This window comes from Streptomyces sp. NPDC057854 (assembly GCF_042797055.1).
In the GTDB taxonomy this organism is placed as follows: Bacteria; Actinomycetota; Actinomycetes; order Streptomycetales; family Streptomycetaceae; genus Streptomyces.
This window is the reverse complement of the sequence record NZ_JBHVMF010000034.1, coordinates 1-19,985: the sequence shown is the minus strand read 5'-3', so window position 1 is coordinate 19,985 and position 19,985 is coordinate 1. Positions and strand designations below refer to the sequence as shown.

General features: G+C 72.8%; 19 protein-coding genes and 1 pseudogene. 9 read left to right on the top strand and 11 right to left on the bottom strand.

All coding sequences use genetic code 11. The features are described from left to right. Positions 1-9: 9 nt before the first annotated feature. Complete coding sequence (gene recQ / locus ACFVQZ_RS33755) at positions 10-2,121, bottom strand: DNA helicase RecQ (RefSeq protein ID WP_383628577.1); 2,112 nt, start codon at positions 2,119-2,121, stop codon at positions 10-12. 166 nt (positions 2,122-2,287) lie between these two features. Between recQ and ACFVQZ_RS33750 the strand changes: the two genes are divergently transcribed. Then, entirely contained in the window at positions 2,288-2,545 is a 258-nt protein-coding gene (locus tag ACFVQZ_RS33750) for a LapA family protein (RefSeq protein WP_383628575.1), read from the top strand. Between the two features lie 34 nt (positions 2,546-2,579). On the opposite strand, the gene ACFVQZ_RS33745 is transcribed toward ACFVQZ_RS33750, so the two are convergent. Further along, complete coding sequence (locus ACFVQZ_RS33745) at positions 2,580-2,894, bottom strand: helix-turn-helix domain-containing protein (protein WP_030497808.1); 315 nt, start codon at positions 2,892-2,894, stop codon at positions 2,580-2,582. A 131-nt stretch (positions 2,895-3,025) separates the two neighbouring features. Here ACFVQZ_RS33745 and ACFVQZ_RS33740 point away from each other — a divergent pair, with 131 nt between their 5' ends. Next, positions 3,026-3,328 (top strand): hypothetical protein, encoded by a 303-nt coding sequence (locus ACFVQZ_RS33740; RefSeq protein ID WP_030497807.1) that lies wholly within the window; start codon positions 3,026-3,028, stop codon positions 3,326-3,328. A 64-nt stretch (positions 3,329-3,392) separates the two neighbouring features. Here the strand turns inward: ACFVQZ_RS33740 and ACFVQZ_RS33735 are convergent, their stop codons facing one another. Further along, the gene (locus ACFVQZ_RS33735; protein WP_030497806.1) at positions 3,393-3,815 is read right to left on the bottom strand and encodes a hypothetical protein; all 423 of its coding nucleotides are present in this window, start codon (positions 3,813-3,815) and stop codon (positions 3,393-3,395) included. 296 nt (positions 3,816-4,111) lie between these two features. Here ACFVQZ_RS33735 and ACFVQZ_RS33730 point away from each other — a divergent pair, with 296 nt between their 5' ends. After that, positions 4,112-6,013, top strand: a complete 1,902-nt coding sequence (locus tag ACFVQZ_RS33730; protein WP_036416393.1) for an FHA domain-containing protein — start codon at positions 4,112-4,114, stop codon at positions 6,011-6,013. Between the two features lie 30 nt (positions 6,014-6,043). On the opposite strand, the gene ACFVQZ_RS33725 is transcribed toward ACFVQZ_RS33730, so the two are convergent. The 4 genes from ACFVQZ_RS33725 to ACFVQZ_RS33710 all read right to left on the bottom strand — a co-directional run bounded on the left by ACFVQZ_RS33725 (position 6,044) and on the right by ACFVQZ_RS33710 (position 9,654). After that, positions 6,044-8,116, bottom strand: a complete 2,073-nt coding sequence (locus ACFVQZ_RS33725) for an MMPL family transporter (RefSeq protein ID WP_383628572.1) — start codon at positions 8,114-8,116, stop codon at positions 6,044-6,046. A gap of 138 nt (positions 8,117-8,254) precedes the next feature. Then, positions 8,255-8,746, bottom strand: a complete 492-nt coding sequence (locus tag ACFVQZ_RS33720; RefSeq protein WP_383628570.1) for a MarR family winged helix-turn-helix transcriptional regulator — start codon at positions 8,744-8,746, stop codon at positions 8,255-8,257. Between the two features lie 91 nt (positions 8,747-8,837). Next, positions 8,838-9,071 carry a hypothetical protein gene (locus ACFVQZ_RS33715; RefSeq protein ID WP_383628568.1) on the bottom strand — a complete coding sequence of 78 codons (234 nt, stop codon included), beginning with the start codon at positions 9,069-9,071 and terminating at the stop codon, positions 8,838-8,840. A 337-nt stretch (positions 9,072-9,408) separates the two neighbouring features. After that, positions 9,409-9,654 carry a hypothetical protein gene (locus tag ACFVQZ_RS33710; RefSeq protein ID WP_383628647.1) on the bottom strand — a complete coding sequence of 82 codons (246 nt, stop codon included), beginning with the start codon at positions 9,652-9,654 and terminating at the stop codon, positions 9,409-9,411. Between ACFVQZ_RS33710 and ACFVQZ_RS33705 the strand changes: the two genes are divergently transcribed. The 5 genes from ACFVQZ_RS33705 (at position 9,542) to ACFVQZ_RS33685 (ending at position 15,429) form a co-directional block, all read left to right on the top strand. Then, positions 9,542-10,672 carry an MFS transporter gene (locus ACFVQZ_RS33705; RefSeq protein ID WP_383628566.1) on the top strand — a complete coding sequence of 377 codons (1,131 nt, stop codon included), beginning with the start codon at positions 9,542-9,544 and terminating at the stop codon, positions 10,670-10,672. The two genes, ACFVQZ_RS33710 and ACFVQZ_RS33705, sit on opposite strands and share 113 nt — an antisense overlap. A 171-nt stretch (positions 10,673-10,843) precedes the next feature. Further along, positions 10,844-12,694 carry an asparagine synthase (glutamine-hydrolyzing) gene (gene asnB, locus ACFVQZ_RS33700; RefSeq protein WP_383628564.1) on the top strand — a complete coding sequence of 617 codons (1,851 nt, stop codon included), beginning with the start codon at positions 10,844-10,846 and terminating at the stop codon, positions 12,692-12,694. A 287-nt stretch (positions 12,695-12,981) separates the two neighbouring features. Beyond that, positions 12,982-13,167 (top strand): hypothetical protein, encoded by a 186-nt coding sequence (locus tag ACFVQZ_RS33695; protein WP_321193425.1) that lies wholly within the window; start codon positions 12,982-12,984, stop codon positions 13,165-13,167. Beyond that, the gene (locus tag ACFVQZ_RS33690) at positions 13,154-14,578 is read left to right on the top strand and encodes an amidase (RefSeq protein WP_383628561.1); all 1,425 of its coding nucleotides are present in this window, start codon (positions 13,154-13,156) and stop codon (positions 14,576-14,578) included. The genes ACFVQZ_RS33695 and ACFVQZ_RS33690 overlap by 14 nt, the downstream gene beginning before the upstream one ends. 23 nt (positions 14,579-14,601) lie before the next feature. Then, entirely contained in the window at positions 14,602-15,429 is an 828-nt protein-coding gene (locus ACFVQZ_RS33685; RefSeq protein WP_383628560.1) for a thioesterase family protein, read from the top strand. 32 nt (positions 15,430-15,461) lie between these two features. Here the strand turns inward: ACFVQZ_RS33685 and ACFVQZ_RS33680 are convergent, their stop codons facing one another. Further along, positions 15,462-16,676, bottom strand: coding sequence for a cytochrome P450 (locus ACFVQZ_RS33680; protein ID WP_383628558.1), 1,215 nt, complete (start codon positions 16,674-16,676; stop codon positions 15,462-15,464). A 125-nt stretch (positions 16,677-16,801) separates the two neighbouring features. On the opposite strand from ACFVQZ_RS33680, the gene ACFVQZ_RS33675 reads away from it, so the two are divergent. Next, positions 16,802-17,707 carry a LysR family transcriptional regulator gene (locus ACFVQZ_RS33675; RefSeq protein ID WP_030497795.1) on the top strand — a complete coding sequence of 302 codons (906 nt, stop codon included), beginning with the start codon at positions 16,802-16,804 and terminating at the stop codon, positions 17,705-17,707. Between the two features lie 93 nt (positions 17,708-17,800). On the opposite strand, the gene serA is transcribed toward ACFVQZ_RS33675, so the two are convergent. The 3 genes and pseudogenes from serA to ACFVQZ_RS33660 all read right to left on the bottom strand — a co-directional run. Beyond that, a complete protein-coding gene (gene serA / locus ACFVQZ_RS33670; protein WP_383628556.1) occupies positions 17,801-19,387 on the bottom strand; it encodes a phosphoglycerate dehydrogenase in 1,587 nt (528 codons plus the stop codon). Positions 19,388-19,458: 71 nt separating this feature from the next. Beyond that, a complete protein-coding gene (gene fdxA / locus ACFVQZ_RS33665) occupies positions 19,459-19,782 on the bottom strand; it encodes a ferredoxin (protein ID WP_030497793.1) in 324 nt (107 codons plus the stop codon). Between the two features lie 36 nt (positions 19,783-19,818). After that, a pseudogene (locus ACFVQZ_RS33660) lies at positions 19,819-19,985 on the bottom strand (2-oxoacid:ferredoxin oxidoreductase subunit beta); the annotation flags it as partial.

The following is a 19,985-nucleotide window of genomic DNA, read 5'->3' as shown; positions in this document are numbered from 1 at the left end:
CGCCGGCCGTCACTGCCAGTCGTCGTCCCAGGTCGGTTCCGTCTCGTCCTCGCCGAAGAACAGCGGCTCGTCCTCGGCGGCCGGAGCCGCGGCGCGGCGCGGCGGGGCCTGCTCGCGGGTGGCCGGAGGCGCGGCCGCGGCGCGGGCGGCGCGCTGGTCCGCCGCCTCGGAGACCTCGGGGACCGCGGGGCTCCGGGGGCCGGGGGCGGGCTCGGAGGCCGCGGCGCCCCCGGTTCCGGACGTGTGCGCGGCGAGCGCTTCCAGCAGGCTCTCGCCGTACTTGGCGAGCTTGGCCTCGCCGACGCCGCCGACCGTGCCGAGCTCGGCCACGGTCGTGGGGAGCGTCGTCGCGATCTCCCGCAGCGTCGCGTCGTGGAAGACCACGTACGCGGGCACGCCCTGCTCGCGCGCGGTCGCGGCGCGCCAGGCGCGCAGGGCCTCGAAGACGGGGACGGCGGCGGCGGGCAGGTCGACGGGGACGCGGGCCTTGCCGGACCGGCCGCCGCCGCTCTCCTTGCGGGGCGCCGCCGCCTTGGGGGCTTCCTTGCGCAGGTGCACCTGGCGCCGCCCGCCCAGCACGTCGCCGCTGGCCTCGGTGAGGACGAGGGTGCCGTAGTCGCCCTCGACGGCGAGCAGCCCCAGCGCGAGGAGCTGGCGGACGACGCCGCGCCACTCGGCCGTGCCGAGGTCCGCGCCGATGCCGAAGACGGAGAGGCGGTCGTGGTCGAACTGGATGACCTTGGCGGTCTTCTTGCCCTGGAGGATGTCGATGATCTGGCCGGCGCCGAACTTCTGGCGCCGCTCGCGGGCCAGCCGCCAGACGGTGGAGAGCAGCTTCTGCGCGGGGACCGTGCCGTCCCAGGACTCGGCGGGGGTCAGGCAGGTGTCGCAGTTGCCGCACGGCCCGGACTTCTGGCCGAAGTAGGCGAGCAGGCGGACCCTGCGGCACTCGACGGTCTCGCAGAGCGCGAGCATCGCCTCCAGGTGGGCGGCGAGGGCGCGCCGGTGCTGCTCGTCGCCCTCCGAGCCGTCGATCATCTTGCGCTGCTGGACGACGTCCTGAAGGCCGTACGCGAGCCAGGCGGTGGCGGGCTCGCCGTCGCGGCCGGCGCGGCCGGTCTCCTGGTAGTAGCCCTCGACGGACTTGGGCAGGTCGAGGTGGGCGACGAAGCGGACGTCGGGCTTGTCGATGCCCATGCCGAAGGCGATGGTCGCGACGACCACGACGCCGTCCTCGCGCAGGAACCGCGCCTGGTTGGCGGCGCGCGCGGCGGCGTCCATGCCCGCGTGGTACGGGATGGCGTCGATGCCGTGCTCGGCGAGGAAGGCGGCGGTCTTCTCCACGGAGGCGCGGGACAGGCAGTAGACGACCCCGGCGTCGCCGGCGTGCTCGGTGCGGATGAGGTCGAGGAGCTGCCGGGTCGGGTTGTTCTTGGGGACGATCCGGTACTGGATGTTGGGCCGGTCGAAGCTGGCGACGAAGTGCCGGGCGTCCTCCAGGCCGAGGCGGGTGGCGATCTCGCCGTGGGTGGCCTCGGTGGCCGTCGCCGTCAGCGCGATCCGCGGGACCTCGGGCCACCGCTCGTGCAGCAGGGAGAGGGCGAGGTAGTCGGGCCGGAAGTCGTGGCCCCACTGGGAGACGCAGTGCGCCTCGTCGATCGCGAAGACGGAGACCGTCCCGCGGTCGAGCAGCCGCTGGGCGCCCTCGGTGCGCAGCCGCTCGGGGGCCAGGTAGAGGAGGTCGAGCTCGCCGGCGAGGAACGCCTGCTCGACGGTCTGCCGCTCGTACGGGTCCTGCGTCGAGTTCAGGAAGCCGGCCCGGACGCCGAGCGCGTTCAGCGCGTCCACCTGGTCCTGCATCAGCGCGATCAGCGGCGAGATCACCACGCCCGTGCCGGGCCGCACCAGGGCCGGGATCTGGTAGCACAGCGACTTTCCGCCACCGGTCGGCATGAGCACGAGGGCGTCGCCGCCGGCCACGACATGCTCGATGATCTCCTGCTGCTCGCCCCGGAAGGAGCTGTAGCCGAAGACCCGGTGGAGCACGTCGAGGGCGTCGGAGGGGCGGTCGGTGCCGGGGGCGGAGGAGGAGGCGTCGGAGGAAGCGTCGATGAGGGCCACCCGAAAAGCCTAGCCGCCCGGGCACCCGCGCCGGGCCGCCCGCCGGAGCCTGTGGACAACGCTCCGTGACGGCCTCCGCGCGTCACCCTCCCGGGGGACAGCGGGGGCGGCGGCCTCGATACTGGGAAGGGCATCCCTCCTCCCCGAGAGAGAGGAACCGGCTCTCATGGCCCGGAACACCGCGAAAGCGCCGCACGAACCGGCGACGGTGACGGTGAAGGGGCGGGACATGCGGCTGCGGACCGTCGGATTCGTCCTGGTCGCCGCGCTCGCCGTCTGGTTCATCGCCGCCAACACCGGCTCCGTCACCGTCCGGCTCTGGATCCCGACGGTCACGCTGCCGCTCTGGACGGTCCTCACGGTCACGCTGCTGGTCGGCGTCGCCCTGGGTCTCGTCCTCGCCCGCCGCCGCGCCCGCCGCTGACGCCGGGCGGGGGCCTTCCCCTCCCGCAGCCCGGCTACGGCCTCGCGGACTCGCGGGTGAGGAGTTCCAGCAGGCCGGCGATCTCGTGGCCGGCCTCGGCGGGGTGACGGAAGGGGGCCTCCGGGTTGACGCTGTAGCGGTTGCGGCGTCCGTCGGCCGCGCGGCCCCGGGTCAGGTACCCCCCTTCCTCCAGGTCGGCGACGATCGCCTGGACGGTCCGCTCGGTCACTCCGCAGCGGGCGGCCACCTCGCGGAGGCGCACCTCCGGATCGCGGGCGACGGCCAGCAGCACGCGTGCGTGGTTCGTCAGGAAGGTCCACCCCGCCTGACCCTTTCCGTTCGCTCCCATACTCGTCCCCTGCCCCCCATCCACGCGGATCATGCGAAATGTCTTTCGTGTAAATATTGACGCATTTCCTACCAAAGCGGACACTCAAGGGTGAGAGTCCTCGTGACGACCTGAACCGACCGGAGCACCACATGAGCCGCGAACTCGTCCGCCGGGTGCAGATCGTGCTCGCCGACGCCGGTTACGGCCCCGACAGCGGCATCACCGCGCAGAGCGACGGCGTGGCCGTCATCGTCGCCTGGCATCCGGACCCGCTCATCCGCCCCACGATCGCGGCGCACGCGTCCGACCCCGACGTCCATGCCGTCGCCGAGATCAGCGGCATCCGCAACGCCCTGGAGCAGGCGCTGACCAGCGTCTTCCTGGCCGCCGGCCTCACCCCGCTCGCCCAGCCCGAGGGCATCATCCGGGTGACCGCCTCCCCGGTCGGCTGAGCCGGCCACCCCCTTCCCGACCCGCCGCCCGGCGTGCGAGGGGTGATCCGCGCGCGCATCCCCCTCAGCCCCCGAGGACCCGCTTGGCGCCCAGCAGCACGCCGTACCGCTCGCGGGCCGCGAAGTCCTCCGGCCGCCAGACCGCCGGACGCCCCACCTCTCGGCAGAGGTGCAGGATCAGGCCGTCGCCGGCGGCGACGGCGACATGGGCGCCGTAGGCGTCGTCGGTGGCGTTGAACAGCAGCAGGTCCAGGGGGCGGGCGACCGGCACGCGGACGGTGGAGCCGGTGTCCTCCCACAGGTCGGAGGAGCGCAGCTCCGGCGGGTTCAGCCCGAAGTGCCGCAGCACCTCGTACGCGAACACCTGGCAGTTGGCGCCCGCCGCGAGACCCGGCCGGGCGGTCACGGCGGGGGCGCCGGGGTACCGCGAGCCGTCGTAGCGGACGGTCCAGAACCGCGCGGGGAGACGGGAGACGATCGAGTCCATCCCGTCATTCTCCCCGCCCGGTCTTCCGGCGCCGCCGGAAGTGCCTTTTCCCGGGCTCGATTTACCTCTCCCCTTTTCCGTCCCACCTCTCTCACCAGCCCCACCCGCCCCTTTTCTCCGCCCTCTTGCCGGCTCCTCCCGTGACGATGTCACGGAACGGAAACCGCGTGGTGGGCAGTCGGTTCCCACGGCTTCTCAGCGAGGTCGGAGCCGCCCTAAGATTGCCCCGCGTCCTCGCCCATCGTCATCGGATCCGCGGCTTTCCGTCTCTTCCTCCTCCGGAATTGGGTGAATTCATGCCTCCTCGGCTCGTCGGCCATCAAGGCTCCCTGGCGGGACAGCAGTTCCCGATCGGCACCGCACCGCTGACGCTCGGCCGCAACGGCGACAACAGCATCGTGCTTTCCGGTGAGAACGTCTCCCGCTTTCACGCCGAAGTGCGCCGCGAGGGCCACGGATTCGTGCTGTACGACAGCGGCAGCAGCAATGGGACGCGTATCAACGGAACGCGCGTCACCTCGCACGAACTGCAGCCCGGGGACCTCGTCGAGATCGGCACCGAGGTGTTCCGGTTCGAGGCGGCCGACGCGATGGAGACGATCCTCGACCTCTCCGTGCTGCGCCCGCTCGGCCCCGCCTCCCAGGCCACGCTGGCGGCGGGACCGGTCCTGGAGGTCACGGTGTCGGGCGGCGGGCCCGTCGGCCTGAGCTTCGCCCTGCTCCTCGAACACCTCATGGGCCACCGGGTCTCGATCACCGTGTACGACGGGCGCTGGACGCAGGACGGGCCGCGGGTCGTGTGGAAGGACGAGAGCCAGGGCAACGTCCGCCGGCAGCAGGTCGTCACGGTGCAGAGCCGCCAGTACCTCAACCTCCCCGAGGCGGTGCAGGAACGGCTCTTCCGGGGTGACGCGTACACCGAGATGTGGCCGCTCGGCCCCGACTCCATCCGGGGCCACAGCCCCCGGAACCTCCGGATCGCCTACATCGAGGACACGCTCCTCGCCCTGGCCGGCGAGAAGCCGGACCGCATCCGCCTCGTCCCCGCCGCCTTCGACCCGGCCGAGCACGAGAGTTCCGGCGCGCGCCCCCACGTGCTCGCGATCTGCGAGGGCGGCCGGTCCCGGACCCGCGAGTACTACGCCGACAGGTTCGGGAACGCCGACACGTCCATCTACTCGCTGCACGGCGAGCACGTCCAGGACGTCGTCCTCGGTCTGCGGGTGAAATCGCGGCTCTCGGATCCCATGACGGTGCTGCTGACGGTCGCTCAGAACCGTTTCCTGCTCAACGCGCTGCGCGGCGAGGGCTTCCTGAACATGCGGCTCACCGACGCCGAGGCGGCGGAGGTCGTCGGCATCGATCCGGTGCGGCACGTCTTCGAGGAGTGCATCGCCTCCCGGCCGTGCGTGATGGGGCGCGACGACCACGGCGACTTCCAGTGCTCGACGCACAGCACGCTCTTCCTGCCCGCCATGGTCCGGGGTTCGGCGCTGTGGCGGCGGGTGCGGGAGGGGCTGGCGCTGTTCGGCGTCGCCGAGGGGGACCTGAGCGCCGTCACCGCCTTCCGGCTGGACATGGTGCAGCGGCCCAGGTTCACCACCCGGCTGCGGCCGGCCACGGCCGCCTCCCCGGGGACGTACGGCTTCCTCCTCGGCGACGCCGCCAACGCCATCCACTTCTGGCCGGGCCGCGGCCTCAACAGCGGGCTCGGCTCGGCGATCTCGCTGGCCCGCTCGCTCAACGGGGCGTGGACGGGCCGCCCGTTCCGCGACGCGGACTTCGCGCGCCACGAGGCGGCGATGTCGATGCTCCAGTACCGGCACAAGAGCCGCGCCTGGAACGCGATGATCACCACGGACGAGAACGGCGTGAGCCGGCCGATCAAGGAGAAGATCGCCCGGAGCATCGAGGAGTGGGAGGGCCAGGTCCTCGACCGGAAGGCGGACGTCGACGCCCTCATGGAACGCCTCGGCTCGATCCGCGACCGTCTGGCGCCCCGCCTCCCCGGCATGCCCGACGACGCCACCCTCCGCGCCCATCTGAGCGGGCTCGAACCGGCGACGCTGCGCACGCTGTGGGAGAGCGGGGCGTGGGACACCCTGATCGTCGGCGGCGAGGAGGTCGACATCGACATCTTCTACCAGCCGACGCCGTCCTCCCCTCCCCCGGCGCGGCCCGCCCCCGCCGCCTCCTGACGCGGCGGGGTACGGGCCCGCGCTCGCGGGTCAGGGCCGGTGGCGCAGGGCCCCCGGCCACCACACGAAGGCGCCGATGTCCCGGACGAGCGCCGGAACCAGCAGGGACCGCACCACGAGCGTGTCGAGCAGGACGCCGAACGCGACGATGAACGCGATCTGCACCAGGAACGCCAGCGGGATGACGCCGAGCGCGGCGAACGTGGCCGCCAGGACGACGCCGGCCGACGTGATGACGCCGCCGGTGGCGATCAGCCCCCTGCGGACGCCCTCGCGCGTGCCGTGCTCCTGCGTCTCCTCGCGGACGCGCGACATCAGGAAGATGTTGTAGTCGACGCCGAGGGCGACCAGGAAGACGAAGCCGTACAGCGGCACCGCCGAGTCGGTGCCGGTGAACCCGAGGACGTGCTCGAAGACCAGGGCGGAGACGCCCAGCGTGGCCACGAAGTTGAGCGCGACCGTGGCCACCAGGAGCAGCGGCAGCAGCAGGGAGCGGAGCAGGCCGACCAGGATCACCAGGATGATGGCGAGCACGACCGGGATGATGAGCGTCCGGTCGCGCTCGGCGGTGAGCCGGGTGTCGTACTGCTGGGCGGTGTAGCCGCCGACCAGGGCGTCAGCCCCGGGCACGGCGTGCAGGGTGCCGCGCAGCCGGGCGACGGTGTCCTTGGCGGCGTCGGAGTCCGCCGCGTCGGCGAGCGTGACGTCGATGCGGACGCGCCCGTCGGCGACGAGCGGCCGGGTGGTGCCGGGGACGGTGACGACGGCCGCGGAGTCGGCCCCGTCGACGCCCTCGGCGGCGGTGCGCACCCGCTCCGCCGCCCCGACGTTCGCGATGACGACGGCGGGGTTGCCGGCGCCGCCCGGGAAGTGCTCGCCGAGCCGCGCCTGGGCGGCGACGGAGGGCGCGTCCTTGACGAAGATCTCGTCGAGCGGCACGCCCTTCGAGTCGAGCGAGAAGGAGAAGGCCGCGCAGGCGAGCAGGGCCACGAGGGAGCCGGCCCAGACCTTGCGCGGCGCGCGGTCGACGAGCCCGGCGACCTTGCGCCAGACGGGATGCGCGTCGTCCCCGGTCGCCGCCTTGGGGCGGGCCGGCCAGTACGCGGCCCGGCCGAGCAGGACCAGGACGGCGGGGAGGAACGTCACGGCGCTGAGGACGGCGCAGGCGATGCCGATCGCCCCGACGGGGCCGAGGGCGCGGTTGTTGGTGAGGTCGCTGAGCAGCAGGGCGAGCAGACCGAGGCCGACCGTGGCGGCGCTGGCGACGATCGGACCGAAGGACTGCCGGAGCGCGGCCCGCATGGCCGGGATCCGGTCGCCGTCCCGGGCGCCCAGCTCCTCGCGGTAGCGGGCGGCGAGCAGCAGGGCGTAGTCCGTGGCGGCGCCGATGACGAGGATGGACAGGATGCCCTGGACCTGGCCGTCGACGCGCACGACGTCGTGGTCGGCGAGGACGTACACGACGGCGCAGGCCAGGCCGAGGGCGAACACCGCGCCCACGATGATCATCAGCGGCAGCAGCACGCTGCGGTACACCAGGAGCAGGATGACCAGGACGGTCACCAGGGCGACGACGAGCAGCAGTCCGTCGATGCCCGCGAACGCGTCGCCGAGGTCCGCCTGGGTGGCGGCCGGACCGCCGAGCCAGGTCTCGGTGCCGGGTACGGCGGCGGCCGCCGCGTCCACCTTCTCCAGCACGGCGGGCAGGTCGTCACCGAGGTCCGGGCGGAGCTGGACGATGCCGCGCAGGGCTTCGCCGTCCGCGGACGGGATCGCCGGGGACGGGGCGCCGACGACGCCGTCGACGCCCCGGAGGGACGCCAGTGCCTGCGTCGCCGCCGGCTGGGCCGAACGGTCGAGGGCGCCGCCGCCCTCGGCGGTCCAGACGACCAGGGCGGGCAGGCTCTCCTCCTGCCGGAACGCCTCCTGCGCCTTCAGCACCTGGGTGGACTCCGCGCTGCGGGGCAGGAACGCGGCCTGGTCGTTGGTCGACACCTCGCCGAGCTTGCCGGCGTACGGGCCGAGCCCTCCTCCGACGGCCAGCCAGACGACCAGGACCAGAAGCGGCAGGAGTCTGCTCGCCCACCGGGCGGGTGCGGACATGGAGGTCCTCACTTCTTTCGACGATTAATAATCTCAATGATCGAGAGATATTGAAGCACGTCACCCCCTCTTCGCCGCACAGGCACCGGACGGATGCGGCGGCGAGGCCGGAAAGCGGGTGGGGACGGGCGGCGCGGGTCAGGCGCGCGGCGGAACGCGCAGCTCGCCGAGCTCGTCGTTGAGGGCGTCCAGATAGCGCAGGACGACGGCGAGTTCGTCGTCGCTGAACCGCCCACTGGCGCGGTCGGCGGCCTCCGCGAGCGGCATGAAGTACGCACGCGCCACGGACCGCGCACCCTCGACGTAGTCGATGTGGACGACCCTGCGGTCGTCCTCCGCCCGGCTGCGCCGGATGTGCCCGGCCTTCTCCAGCCGGTCGAGGCACGCGGTCACGGCCCCGGACGTCAGACCGAGGTGCTCCCTGAGCAGCCCGGGGGTGGTCGCGCCGGGGCTGTCCAGCACGTACGAGAGGGCGTGGACGTCGGTCGGGTGCAGCTTCTGCTCCTGGGCGAAGCCGTGCACCAGCCGGTTCATCTCGCCGAGCATGCGCCGCAGGGCGACCCCGAACCTGTGCCGGGCAGCACGGCCCGCGCTCCCGCCCCCGGCCGTCCCGGCATCCCTCTCGCTCACCGGACCAGCCTATGCCGGGTCCGCCCCCGGACCGGCATCACCCCGCCCCTCCCGGCCGGTGCGGGAGCCGGTCAGGCGCCGCGAACGGCGCCTACCGCTCGTCCGCGCCCGCCGTCGCGTCCGTCATCCCGTCGAGGACCCGCCGCCACGCGCCGGCGTACCGCTCCAGCTGCTCCCGTCGCGCGGTCAGCTCGAAGCAATGGCCCGGCGTGCTGGTTTCGTACCGGCGCCGTGCCTCCTTCTCCCGGGCGGCGACGGCGGCGCGGTCGAGACCCGCCGCCTTCTGCTGCACGTTCTTCCGGATCGCCTCTTCAGATTCGAACATTTTTCTCCTCGATTTGAACGGAGGGTGTGCGTCGCGGAAGCACCAGGACAACAGCGAATCGCGTCGCCGTCCGGCAGGATTGCGACGTGAACCCCCGCCCGCCGGATTTCCCGGGCGGACGGTTTCGCGACTTGGCGAAGTCGTCGCGGATCACGCGGCGCCCACCCCGCCCCGCGCCGGCGCGACCCCTCCCGACCGGCGCCCCGGGCACCGTCATGACCTGCGGAAACAGCGGAACGTATGCCTCCTCGGGCGCGCCGCGAAGGCACCCGGCCCCTCCCGGGGACGGTTGTTGGCGTCGGGAACCTGCCAGAAGATGGGGCCCGTTCCTGCTGGACTAGAGGTCACACTCTCCACGTGAGGCCCAACTCAGGACGGGATCCATGTCCACAGCAACCACCCCTTCTGTCCAATCCCCCGCAGCGCCCGACCGGTCGCCTTTCATCTCCTGGCTGGCCGTCATCTCGGTAATGCTGGGGATCTTCTCCATCGTCACGACCGAAATTCTTCCGATCGGCCTCCTCACGTCGATCGGATCGAGTTTCACGATTTCGGACGGAATGGCTGGTCTCATGATGACCATGCCGGGATTCCTCGCCGCGGTGTCCGCCCCCGTCGTCACGGTGGCCACGGGCCGGATCGACCGGCGGGTCATGCTGGGCGTGTTCATCCTGCTGCTGGCGCTGGCCAACTTCCTCGCCGCCGCCGCGTCGAGCTACTGGCTGGTCCTGGTCTCCCGGGTCATGGTGGGCATCACCATCGGCGGCTTCTGGTCCATCGGGGCCGGGCTCGCCAGTCAGCTCGTCCCCGCGAAGTCCGTGGGCCGGGCGACGTCGGTGATCTTCTCCGCCGTACCGCTCGGCTCCGTACTCGGCGTACCGCTGGGCACGTTCATCGGTGACATCGCCGGCTGGCGGACCGCGTTCCTCGTCATGGGCGGCTTCACCCTGGCCGTCCTCGTGCTGCTCCTCGTGGCCGTCCCGCCGCTCCCGTCGAACCAGGCGACGCGGCTCGACGTGCTCGGCGGCATGCTCCGCAGCGTCAACACCCGCTTCGCCCTGGTCATGACGTTCCTCGTCGTGCTCGCCCACTTCGGCACGTACACCTACGTCACCCCCTTCCTGGAGCAGGTGACCCACGTCAGCTCGGGCCTCATCACGGTCTACCTGCTCATCTACGGCGCCGCCGGCATCGCCGGCAACTTCCTCGGCGGAGCCACCGTGGGCCGCTACCCGCGGTCCACCTTCGCCGCGGCGGCGGCCCTGATCGCCGCCTCGACCCTGCTCCTGCCCGTCCTGGGCGGCTCGGACGCCGGCGCGGTGGCGCTGCTCGTCGTCTGGGGCGTCGCCTACGGCGCCGTCCCGGTCTGCTCCCAGACGTGGTTCTCCAAGGCCGCTCCCGGCTCCCCCGAGGCGTCCTCCGTCCTCTTCACCGCCTCCTTCCAGGCCACCATCTCCCTCGGCGCCCTGGTCGGAGGAGCCGTCCTAGACCGGTCCTCGCCGTCCACGGTGATGGTGCTGGGCGGCCTGGCGGCCGTCCTGATGGTCCTCGTGGCCTGGGCCCACCGGGCCGGCGGGTTCACCTGGCCGAAGTCCTCCTAGCCACACCGTGACCGGCGCTCCGCCGCGGTCACCCGCACCACCGCTTTCCCTCGCGCCCGGCCGCGCCCGCGCCTGCGGGCCGGCCCGGCGGGAGGCGCCTCCACCTCCCTTTACCGGACCACCTCGGTGAGCCAGGTGCTCACGGTCGCCTACCTAAGGAGAACGTCGCTTATGTGCGGCATTGCGGGCTGGATAGATTTCGGGCGCGATCTCACCCGGGAACGCGCCATCGTCGACGCCATGACCCGGACGATGGCGTGCCGCGGTCCCGACGCCGACGGCGTGTGGATCGGACAGCACGCCGCCATCGGTCACCGGCGCCTCTCCGTCATCGACCTGGAGGGCGGACGCCAGCCGATGACCGCCGAACAGGACGGGCGCACCCTGGCGGTGCTGACGTTCAGCGGCGAGATCTACAACTACCGCGAGCTGCGCGCGGACCTGATCTCCCGCGGGCACCGCTTCCACACCCAGAGCGACACCGAGGTGGTCCTCCGGGGGTACCTGGAGTGGGGCGAGGGTGTCGTCGACAAGCTGAACGGCATGTTCGCCTTCGGCGTCTGGGACGTCCGGAACGAGGAACTGCTCCTCGTCCGCGACCGGATGGGCGTCAAGCCGCTGTACTACTACCCCACGGCGGACGGCGTCCTGTTCGGCTCCGAGCCCAAGGCGATCCTCGCCCACCCGGCGATCCCGCGCCGGGTGAACGCCGACGGCCTGCGCGAGCTGCTCGACATGGTGAAGACCCCCGAGCACGCCATCTTCACCGGCATGTACGAGATCCGTCCGGGACACACCGTCCGCGTCCGCCGCCAGGGCCTCGTCAAGCGCCGCTACTGGGCGCTGGAGGCCAGGGAGCACACGGACTCCCTGGAGACGACGATCGAGACGGTCCGCGGCCTCCTCGACGACACCGTCAGCCGGCAGCTGATCTCCGACGTCCCGCTGTGCAGCCTCCTGTCCGGCGGCCTCGACTCGTCGGCGGTGACCGCGCTGGCGGCCAAGGCGCTGGCCGCCCAGGGCGGCGGACCGGTGCGGTCGTTCTCGGTCGACTTCGTCGGCGCCGCGGAGAACTTCGTCCCGGACCCCCTGCGGAGCACCCCGGACGCCCCGTACGTCCGCGACCTGGCCCAGCACGTGGCGGCCGAGCACAAGGAGATCCTCCTCAACAGCGACGACCTGAGCGACCCCGGCGTCCGGGCCGCGGTCCTCGCCGCCACCGACCTGCCGCCCATGTGGTACGGCGACCTGTGGCCCTCCCTGTACCTGCTCTTCAAGGCGGTGCGGGAGCGGTCCACCGTGGCCCTGTCCGGCGAGTCGGCGGACGAACTGTTCGGCGGGTACAGCTGGTTCCACGACCCCGAGGTGCTCACGGCCGAGACGTTCCCGTGGCTCACCTCGACGCCCGGCCCCTTCTACGACGGCACGCCGCTGTTCGACGGCGGGCTGCTGGGCAAGCTCGACATCCCCGGCTACCGGCGGTCGAGCTACGGCGACGCCCTCGCCGAAGTCCCCGTCCTGCCGGGCGAGACGGGCCTGGAGAAGCGGATGAGGGAGATCAGCTACCTCAACCTGACCCGCTTCCTCAACACCCTCCTCGACCGCAAGGACCGCATGAGCATGGCCGTCGGCCTCGAGGTCCGCGTCCCGTTCTGCGACCACCGCCTCGTGGAGTACGTGTTCAACGCCCCCTGGGCCATGAAGACGTTCGACGGCCGGGAGAAGAGCCTGCTGCGCGCGGCCACCCGCGACGTCCTGCCCGAGTCGATCGTGAAGCGGGTGAAGGCGCCGTACCCGAGCACGCAGGACTCCGGTTACGAGAAGAAGCTCCGCGACCGGCTCGCCGAGGTGGTCGGGAGCGGCGACGCGCCGGTCCTGCCGCTCCTGGACGCGGACCGCGTCCGCGGCCGGCTCGACGGCAGCGTCAGCACGGCCAGCACCCAGATCACGCGGATCGACCTGGAGGTCCCGCTCTGGCTCAACGCCTGGCTGGAGTCCTACGACGTCACGATCGACCTGTAGGAAGCGACCTGCGGGAAGCGCGTACGGGCAGCGGCGTACACGCGGGGGCCTGCCCGTGTGTACGGCCTCCGCCCCGCCGCGCGCCCCTCGCTCCCGGTGGCCTCCGTCCCTCCCCCGTCGGCGGCCACCGGGCTCGCGCGCGCCGGCGGGCAGGCAGTGCCCGCCGGCGCGGACGAGCCGGGGACGGCCCCGCCGTCCCCGGCGCCGCACGTGATCCGAGGCATCCGGCTCCGCCCCCCCCCCGGAAGGGAACCACGATGGCCGCTGCGGGACCGTCCCGTCCGACCGTGCGACACGCTCCGCCCCCGGACCTCCGCCCCGGCGAGGTGGCCGAACTGGTCGCCCACCTGGGGCGGCTCCTCGGCGGGCTGCGGACCCTGGACCTGGCCGGCGTCGCGCCGGCCCCGGTCTTCCGGGCCGCGGCCGGCCGCCCCTCACCCGCCGCTCCGGGAGCGTTCGATGCGGCCCTTTGAGCTCACCGTCGCGGACGCGGCGGCGGCCCTCGCGGCCCGCACCCTGTCCCCCGTCGAACTCGTCGATTCCGTCCTGGACCGGTGCGACGCCGTCGAGGACCGGCTGCACGCCTACGTCACCGTCGTGGCCGACCGCGCGCGACGGGCCGCGCGGCGGGCGGAGCGGGAGATCCGCGCGGGTGTCCACCGCGGGCCGCTGCACGGCATCCCGTACGGCCTCAAGGACCTCATCGACGTCGACGGGATCCCCACCACGGCCAGTTCGCGCGCGTGGGCGGACCGCATGCCCGGCGGCGACAGCACGGTGGCCGCGCGGCTCGCCGACGCCGGCGCGATCCTCCTCGGCAAGACCCACACCCACGAGTTCGCCTACGGACTGCTCACCCCGCAGACGGCCAACCCGTGGCACGCGGACGCCGTCGCCGGAGGCTCCAGCGGCGGCTCGGCGGTGGCCGTGGCGGCCGGCACCGCGCTGTTCGCGCTGGGGACCGACACCGGAGGATCGATCCGCGTCCCCGCCGCGCTCAACGGGACGGTCGGCCTGAAACCCACCTACGGCCTGGTCTCCCGGCACGGGGTGGCGCCCCTGTCCTGGTCCCTGGACCACGTCGGCCCCCTCACCCGGACCGTACGCGACGCCGCCCTCGTCCTGCGGGTCCTCGCCGGCCACGACCCGGCGGACCCGGCCAGCGCCGCCGCTCCGGCGGCCCCGGCCGCGCCGGGCCCGGCGGACGTGCGCGGGCTGCGGGTCGGCGTGCCCCGCACGTACTACTTCGACCGCGTCGCTCCGGAGGTGGAGGCGGCCGTCCGCGCGGCGATCGACCGGCTGCGGGAACTCGGCGCGACGGTGACGCCCGTGGACCTGCCGCTCACCGAGCACATCGAGGCGACGCAGTGGGGCCTGATGGCCCCCGAGGCGTCGGCGGTCCACGAGGAGACCCTGCGCGCCGCGCCCCACCTCTACGGCCCGGACGTCCGGCTGCTCCTGGAGGCCGGGCACCACGTGTCCGCCCTGGACTACCTGCGCGCCCAGCGCACCCGGTCCCTCATCAGCCGCGCGTGGGGCCGCGTCTTCGACGGCGTCGACGTGCTCGCCGCCCCCACCTCCCCGATCACGGCGGCGCGGCGCGGGCAGGAGACCGTACGGTGGCCGGACGGCGTCACCGAGACGGTCACCGACGCCTACGTCCGGCTCTCCTCCCCCGCCAACATCACCGGCTTCCCCGCCCTGTCGCTCCCGGTGGGCAGGGACTCGGCCGGTCTCCCCATCGGCGCGCAGCTCATCGCCGCCCCGTTCGCGGAGTCCGTCCTCTTCCTGGCTGGAACCGCCCTGGAGCGGACGCTGCCGGACACGGGCAGAATCGCCGAGGCCGTTCAGGCGGACATCATCCACAGCGCCTCAGACCGCTGAGGCAGGAACCGGAGGCATCCCTCGTGAACCCCGAGCCCGTTCCGTTCCCCGGCGCACCGCACGCGGCCTTCTACCACGACCTGGGGGACGGCCGGTACGAGAGCACCCCGGCCACCGCGGGCCCGTGGAGCCCGAAGACGCAGCACGCCGGCCCGCCCTCCGCCCTGATCGGGCGCGCGTTCGAGCACCACGCGCCCCGGCCGGGCCTGCGGATCGCCCGTGTCACCGTCGAGCTGCTGCGCCCGGTCCCGGTGGCGGACCTGCGGGTCGAGGTGCGGACGGTCCGGTCCGGCGGCAGCGTCGAGATCCTGGAGGGGAAGATCACCGCCGACGGCGTCCCGGTGCTGCTGGCCCGCGCGTGGCGGCTCGTCGCGAGCCCGGGGGAGACCCCGGCGCTGCGGCCCGTCCCGCCCGCCCCCGCCCTGCCGGGGCCGCAGCCGCCGCACACCATGGCGGGGGCCCATCTCGACGGGTACATCGCGGCGATGGAGTGGCGCTTCGGGGACGGCGCGGGCTTCGACACGCTCGGTCCGGGGACCGCCTGGGCCCGGCAGCGCGCCCCCCTGGTGGCCGGGGCGCCGGACTCGCCGCTGACCCGGGCGCTCACGGTGGCCGACAGCAGCTGGGCCGTCGGCTTCGAACTCGACCACCACGCGGGCCTCGTCATCAACACCGACGTGACGCTCGCCCTGCACCGGGACCCCGTCGGGGAGTGGCTGTGCCTGCGCTCCCACACGGCGGCCAGCCCGCACGGCTCAGGGCTCGCCCACGGCCAGCTGGACGACGCGACGGGGAGCTGCGGGCAGGTCCTGCAGACGCTGCTGGTCACCGAGCGGCGCGGCCGGCCGTGACCGGTCGCGCCGGACCCGCGGCGTCCGGAGGGTCATCCGGGCCACTCGACGAGCAGGCTCCGGGGGCCGCGGAAGGAGACGTTCGCCGGGAAGTCGAAGTCCTGGCCCTCGACCAGGCGCATGTCCGGCGCCCGCTCGGCGAGCAGGTCGAGGGCGATGCGGGCCTCCATCCGCGCCAGCGGGGCCCCGATGCAGTAGTGGATGCCCTTGCCGAAGGCGAGGTGGCGGCGGGCGTCGCCGCGGTGGATGTCGAAGGTCTCGGGCTCCGCGAAGTGCTTCGGGTCCCGGTTGGCCGCGCCGAGCAGGATGAGCACCTTGGCCCGCTCGGGTATCTCGACGCCGCCGACGTCCACCGCCCGGGTGGTGATGCGCCGCCAGGCGGGAATGCTGCTGTCGTACCGCAGGATCTCCTCGACCGCCTTGGCGATCAGCCCGCGGTCGGCGCAGACCGCGGCCCACTGCTCGGGGTTGGACAGCAGCTGGCGGATCGCGTTGCCGGTGAAACTCGTCGTGGTCTCGTGGCCGGCGAAGCTCAGTCCGTAGGCGACGTTGGTGATGTCTTCGAGCGAGAGGCTGTCGGGATTCTCCTGGCGGATCCGGATGAGGTCACTGGTGAAGTCGTCCACCGGTTCCGCGGCCCTTTTGGCGACGAAATTCTCGCAGTATTCCCAGTAGTTGTTCATGTTCGTCGCGATCTCGCGCTGCTCGTCGACGCTCGGGCGTCCCCAGCTGAAGGCGATGCGGTTTCCGCACCAGCTCTTCAGCATGTCCATGTCCTCGTCCGGGAAGCCGATGAACGTGAAGATCATGTACGCCGGAAGCGGATAGGTCAGCGCGTTGACCAGGTCCACCCGCCCGGGCTCGATGGCGTCCACCAGCTCCGTGGCCTTGGCCCAGACCTTCGGCTCCAGCGAGGCGATCCGCCGCGGTGAGAAGCCCGTCATGTTGTGCTTGCGGATCCGGGTGTGCCGGGGCGGGTCGCAGTCCGACATCACCGGATAGGCGCGGAATCCTTTCTTCAGAATCTCCTGCGCCTCTTCCGAAAGGGGGAACACCGGCTTCTGGCCGACCTGCGCCGAGAAGGTCCCCGGGTCCTTCAGAACGGCCTCGATGTCGTCGTACCGGGTGATCACCCACATGTCGATGGCCGGTGCGTAGAACGCCGGGGCCTCCTCCCGCACCGCGGTGTGGATCGGATACGGATCGGCGATGTACTCGTCACCAAGCGGATCGAAACCGTGATGCACGGGGCAACCGGTCTTTTCGTTCGTCGGCATCATTGCGAAACCTCCTTGACTTGGTTCCCCAAGTCTCCATCAGGACCGCGCAGTTGAAAACGAAGGAATGGTGAGGTGCGTTATGGGATTTCCTGATGACTGAACGGATCAGCCTTCGCCGGCTGCACGCCTTCGTGGCGTGCGCCGAGGCCGGAACCATGACGGGCGCGGCGCGCCGGCTGTACGTGAGCCAGGGCGCGGTGTCGGCCGCGATCTCCCAACTGGAACGCCAGATCGGCGTGCAACTGCTCCTGCGTTCCAAGGCGAAGGGGCTGACGCTGACCGAGGCGGGCCGGCTCCTCCTGCCCGAGGCCCGGTCGCTGCTGGCCCGGGCCGACGCGCTCCAGGCGGGCATGCGGGACCTGGGCAACGCCCCGTCGGGCCGGCTGGTGATCGGCTGCTTCACCACCATCGCCCCGTTCCTGCTGCCCCGCGTCCTGGAGGAGTTCCGGGCCGCCCACCCCCAGGTGACGCTGGACTTCGTGGAGGGCTCGCTGACCGACCTGCAGCGGCTCCTGCTCGACGGGACCTGCGAACTGGCCGTGCTCTACGGCGTCGACGTCCAGGCCGGCATCGCGTACGACACGCTGTACCCGACCCAGCCGTACGTCCTGCTGCCGCCCGCCCATCCGCTGGCGGAGCAGGAGGAGGTCCGGCTCGCCGACCTCGCCGGTCACGACATGATCGCGCTCGACGTCCCGCCCAGCCTGCGCTACTTCCACGAGGTGCTGAGCTCCGCCGGGGTGTCCCCGCGCGTGCGGCACCGCACGGAGAGCTTCGAGATGGTGCGCAGCCTCGTCGCCCGCGGCGCCGGCTACTCGCTGCTGATCCAGCGTCCCCGCGCGGACGTCAGCTACGAGGGCCGCGGCCTGGTGATCCGCCGGATCAAGGACGAGATACGCCCGCTGGACGTCGTCCTGGCCCGTCCGGCGGGCGTCCGGCTGACGCGCCGGGCGGCGGCGTTCAGCGCGTTCTGCCACGCGTCGGCGCCCCTCAGCTAGCCGCCGTCCGGCGCCCCGCACGCGTACTCCCCCGCTCCGGGTGCGGAACGGGGGAGTACGGAAACAGGGAGCGGCGGTCCGCTACGGCACGAGCTACGGCATGAGGCGGACGTAGCGGGCGGACGCCTCGCCGAGGGCCGCCACCAGGCGGTCCACGACGGCGTCGGGGACGTCGACGTCGACGGACAGGGCGGCCGTCGCCCGGCCGCCGGACCGGGCGACCTCCATGTCGGCGATGTTGACGCCGGCGGCGCCCAGGATCTGCCCGGCCCTGCCGATGGCCCCGGGCTCGTCGGCGTACCAGAGGAAGAGCATCCGGTCCGTGAGGGCCAGGTCGAGGTCGCACGCGCCGACCGCGACCAGCCGGTGGGTGCCCTTCCGGGCGGACAGGGCACCGGCGACGGCCACGGTCCCGCCGTCCGGCAGCTCGCCGCGGAGGGCGACGGTGTCGCGGTGGTCCGGGCTCTCGGAACTGGTCGAGAAACGCACGGAGACGCCGGCCTCGCGGGCGAGTTCCGACGCGTTCACCATCGACGGCCTCCCGGGGACGAGCCCGGCGAGGACCCCGCGGAGCGCGGCGGCCTCCAGGACCGTGACGTCCCGCCGGGTCACCTCGCCGCGGACCTCGATCTCCAGGCGGGTCACGGCCCGGCGGCCCGCGAGCCCGGTGAAGACGTGGCCGAGGTCGTCGGCGAGCTTCAGATAGGGATGGACCTCCTCCGCGACCGGCCCGCCCGGGGCGTTGACCGCGTCGGGCACGAGCTCCCCCGCGAGGGCGCGCCGCACCGAGTGGGCGACGGAGGTCCCGGCCTTCTCCTGGGCCTCGTGGGTGGAGGCGCCGAGGTGCGGGGTGACCACGACGTTGTCGAGGCCGAACAGCGGGGAGGCGGTGCACGGCTCCACCGCGAAGACGTCGAGCCCGGCCCCGGCGACGCGTCCGTCCTTCAGCGCGGCGGCCAGCGCCTCCTCGTCCACGATGCCGCCGCGCGCCGCGTTGACGATCCGTACGGACCGCTTGACGAGGCCCAGCTCCCGCTCGCCGACGAAGCCCACCGTCTCCGGTGTCCTCGGCAGGTGCACGGTGAGGAAGTCGGACTCCCGCAGGAGCGTGTCGAGCGGGACGAGGCGCGCGCCCGCGCGCAGGGCCCGCTCCTCCGTGGCGTACGGATCGTGGGCGAGGATCCGCATGCCGAACGCGGACATCCGCTGGGCCACCAGGGTGCCGATGCGGCCGAGGCCGATGACGCCCAGGGTCTTGTCGGCCAGCTCGACGCCGGTGTACTTCCGCCGGTCCCACTCCCCGCTCTTCAGCGAGAAGTCGGCCTGCGGGATGGTGCGGGCCGTGGACAGCAGGAGTCCGCAGGTGAGTTCGGCGGCGCTGACGACGTTGGAGAGGGGGGCGTTGACGACCAGGACGCCGGCCTTCGTGGCCGCGGGGACGTCGACGTTGTCCAAACCGACGCCGGCCCGCGCGACGACCGTGAGACGGCGGGCGGCGTCGATCACCCGGGCGTCCACGCGGGTGGCGCTGCGCACCAGGAGGGCGTCCGCGTCGGCGACGGCGGACAGCAGGGCCGGCCGGTCGGTCCCGTCGCAGTACCGGACGTCGACGTCCGGGCCGAGCGCGGTGACCGTGGCGGGTGAGAGCTCTTCGGCTATGAGGACGAGGGGCTTGGCCATGGGGAGGACTCGATCCGTGAAAGGCTCGGGAGAGGTAGGCAAGAGAAGGGCCGGGGCCGGCGCGGGGCGGTTCAGGTCTGGGACGGCACGGGGACGGCGTCGACCACCGGGTGGTCCGCCGCGAGCGGGGCGTGGTCGCGCGAACCGCCGGGCAGGCCCAGGGCGTCGAAGACCTCCCGGTCCGCGACGCGGTACGCGCCCAGCTCCTCCGGGAGGTCGTCCTCGTAGAAGACCGCCTCGACCGGGCAGACCGGCTCGCACGCGCCGCAGTCGACGCACTCGTCCGGCTGGATGTACATCTTGCGCGGACCCTCGTAGATGCAGTCCACCGGGCACTCCTCCAGGCATGCCTTGTCCTTGATGTCCACGCAGGGCAGGGCGATGACGTAGGCCATGGGTGTGTTTCCTCCGAAGTCGGTGTCCGCCGGGCGTCAGCCGGCGACGGTCCAGGTGTCGTTCCCGGCCAGCAGCCGGGCCAGGTCACCCTCGCCCTGCCGCTCCATGGCGGTGTCGAGCTGGTCGGCCATGAGGGTGTCGTAGACCGGTCGTTCCACCGACCGGAAGACGCCGATGGGGGTGTGGTGGAGGGTGTCGGGGT

What these genes read in the sequence shown, in the direction of transcription:
- ACFVQZ_RS33750 (WP_383628575.1), top strand. Translation starts at nt 2,288, where the DNA reads ATGGCCCGGAACACCGCGAAAGCGCCGCACGAACCGGCGACGGTGACG.
- ACFVQZ_RS33745 (WP_030497808.1), bottom strand. Translation starts at nt 2,894, where the DNA reads ATGGGAGCGAACGGAAAGGGTCAGGCGGGGTGGACCTTCCTGACGAAC.
- ACFVQZ_RS33740 (WP_030497807.1), top strand. Translation starts at nt 3,026, where the DNA reads ATGAGCCGCGAACTCGTCCGCCGGGTGCAGATCGTGCTCGCCGACGCC.
- ACFVQZ_RS33735 (WP_030497806.1), bottom strand. Translation starts at nt 3,815, where the DNA reads ATGGACTCGATCGTCTCCCGTCTCCCCGCGCGGTTCTGGACCGTCCGC.
- ACFVQZ_RS33730 (WP_036416393.1), top strand. Translation starts at nt 4,112, where the DNA reads ATGCCTCCTCGGCTCGTCGGCCATCAAGGCTCCCTGGCGGGACAGCAG.
- ACFVQZ_RS33725 (WP_383628572.1), bottom strand. Translation starts at nt 8,116, where the DNA reads ATGTCCGCACCCGCCCGGTGGGCGAGCAGACTCCTGCCGCTTCTGGTC.
- ACFVQZ_RS33715 (WP_383628568.1), bottom strand. Translation starts at nt 9,071, where the DNA reads ATGTTCGAATCTGAAGAGGCGATCCGGAAGAACGTGCAGCAGAAGGCG.
- ACFVQZ_RS33705 (WP_383628566.1), top strand. Translation starts at nt 9,542, where the DNA reads ATGCTGGGGATCTTCTCCATCGTCACGACCGAAATTCTTCCGATCGGC.
- ACFVQZ_RS33710 (WP_383628647.1), bottom strand. Translation starts at nt 9,654, where the DNA reads ATGGTCATCATGAGACCAGCCATTCCGTCCGAAATCGTGAAACTCGAT.
- asnB (WP_383628564.1), top strand. Translation starts at nt 10,844, where the DNA reads ATGTGCGGCATTGCGGGCTGGATAGATTTCGGGCGCGATCTCACCCGG.
- ACFVQZ_RS33690 (WP_383628561.1), top strand. Translation starts at nt 13,154, where the DNA reads ATGCGGCCCTTTGAGCTCACCGTCGCGGACGCGGCGGCGGCCCTCGCG.
- ACFVQZ_RS33675 (WP_030497795.1), top strand. Translation starts at nt 16,802, where the DNA reads ATGACTGAACGGATCAGCCTTCGCCGGCTGCACGCCTTCGTGGCGTGC.
- serA (WP_383628556.1), bottom strand. Translation starts at nt 19,387, where the DNA reads ATGGCCAAGCCCCTCGTCCTCATAGCCGAAGAGCTCTCACCCGCCACG.
- fdxA (WP_030497793.1), bottom strand. Translation starts at nt 19,782, where the DNA reads ATGGCCTACGTCATCGCCCTGCCCTGCGTGGACATCAAGGACAAGGCA.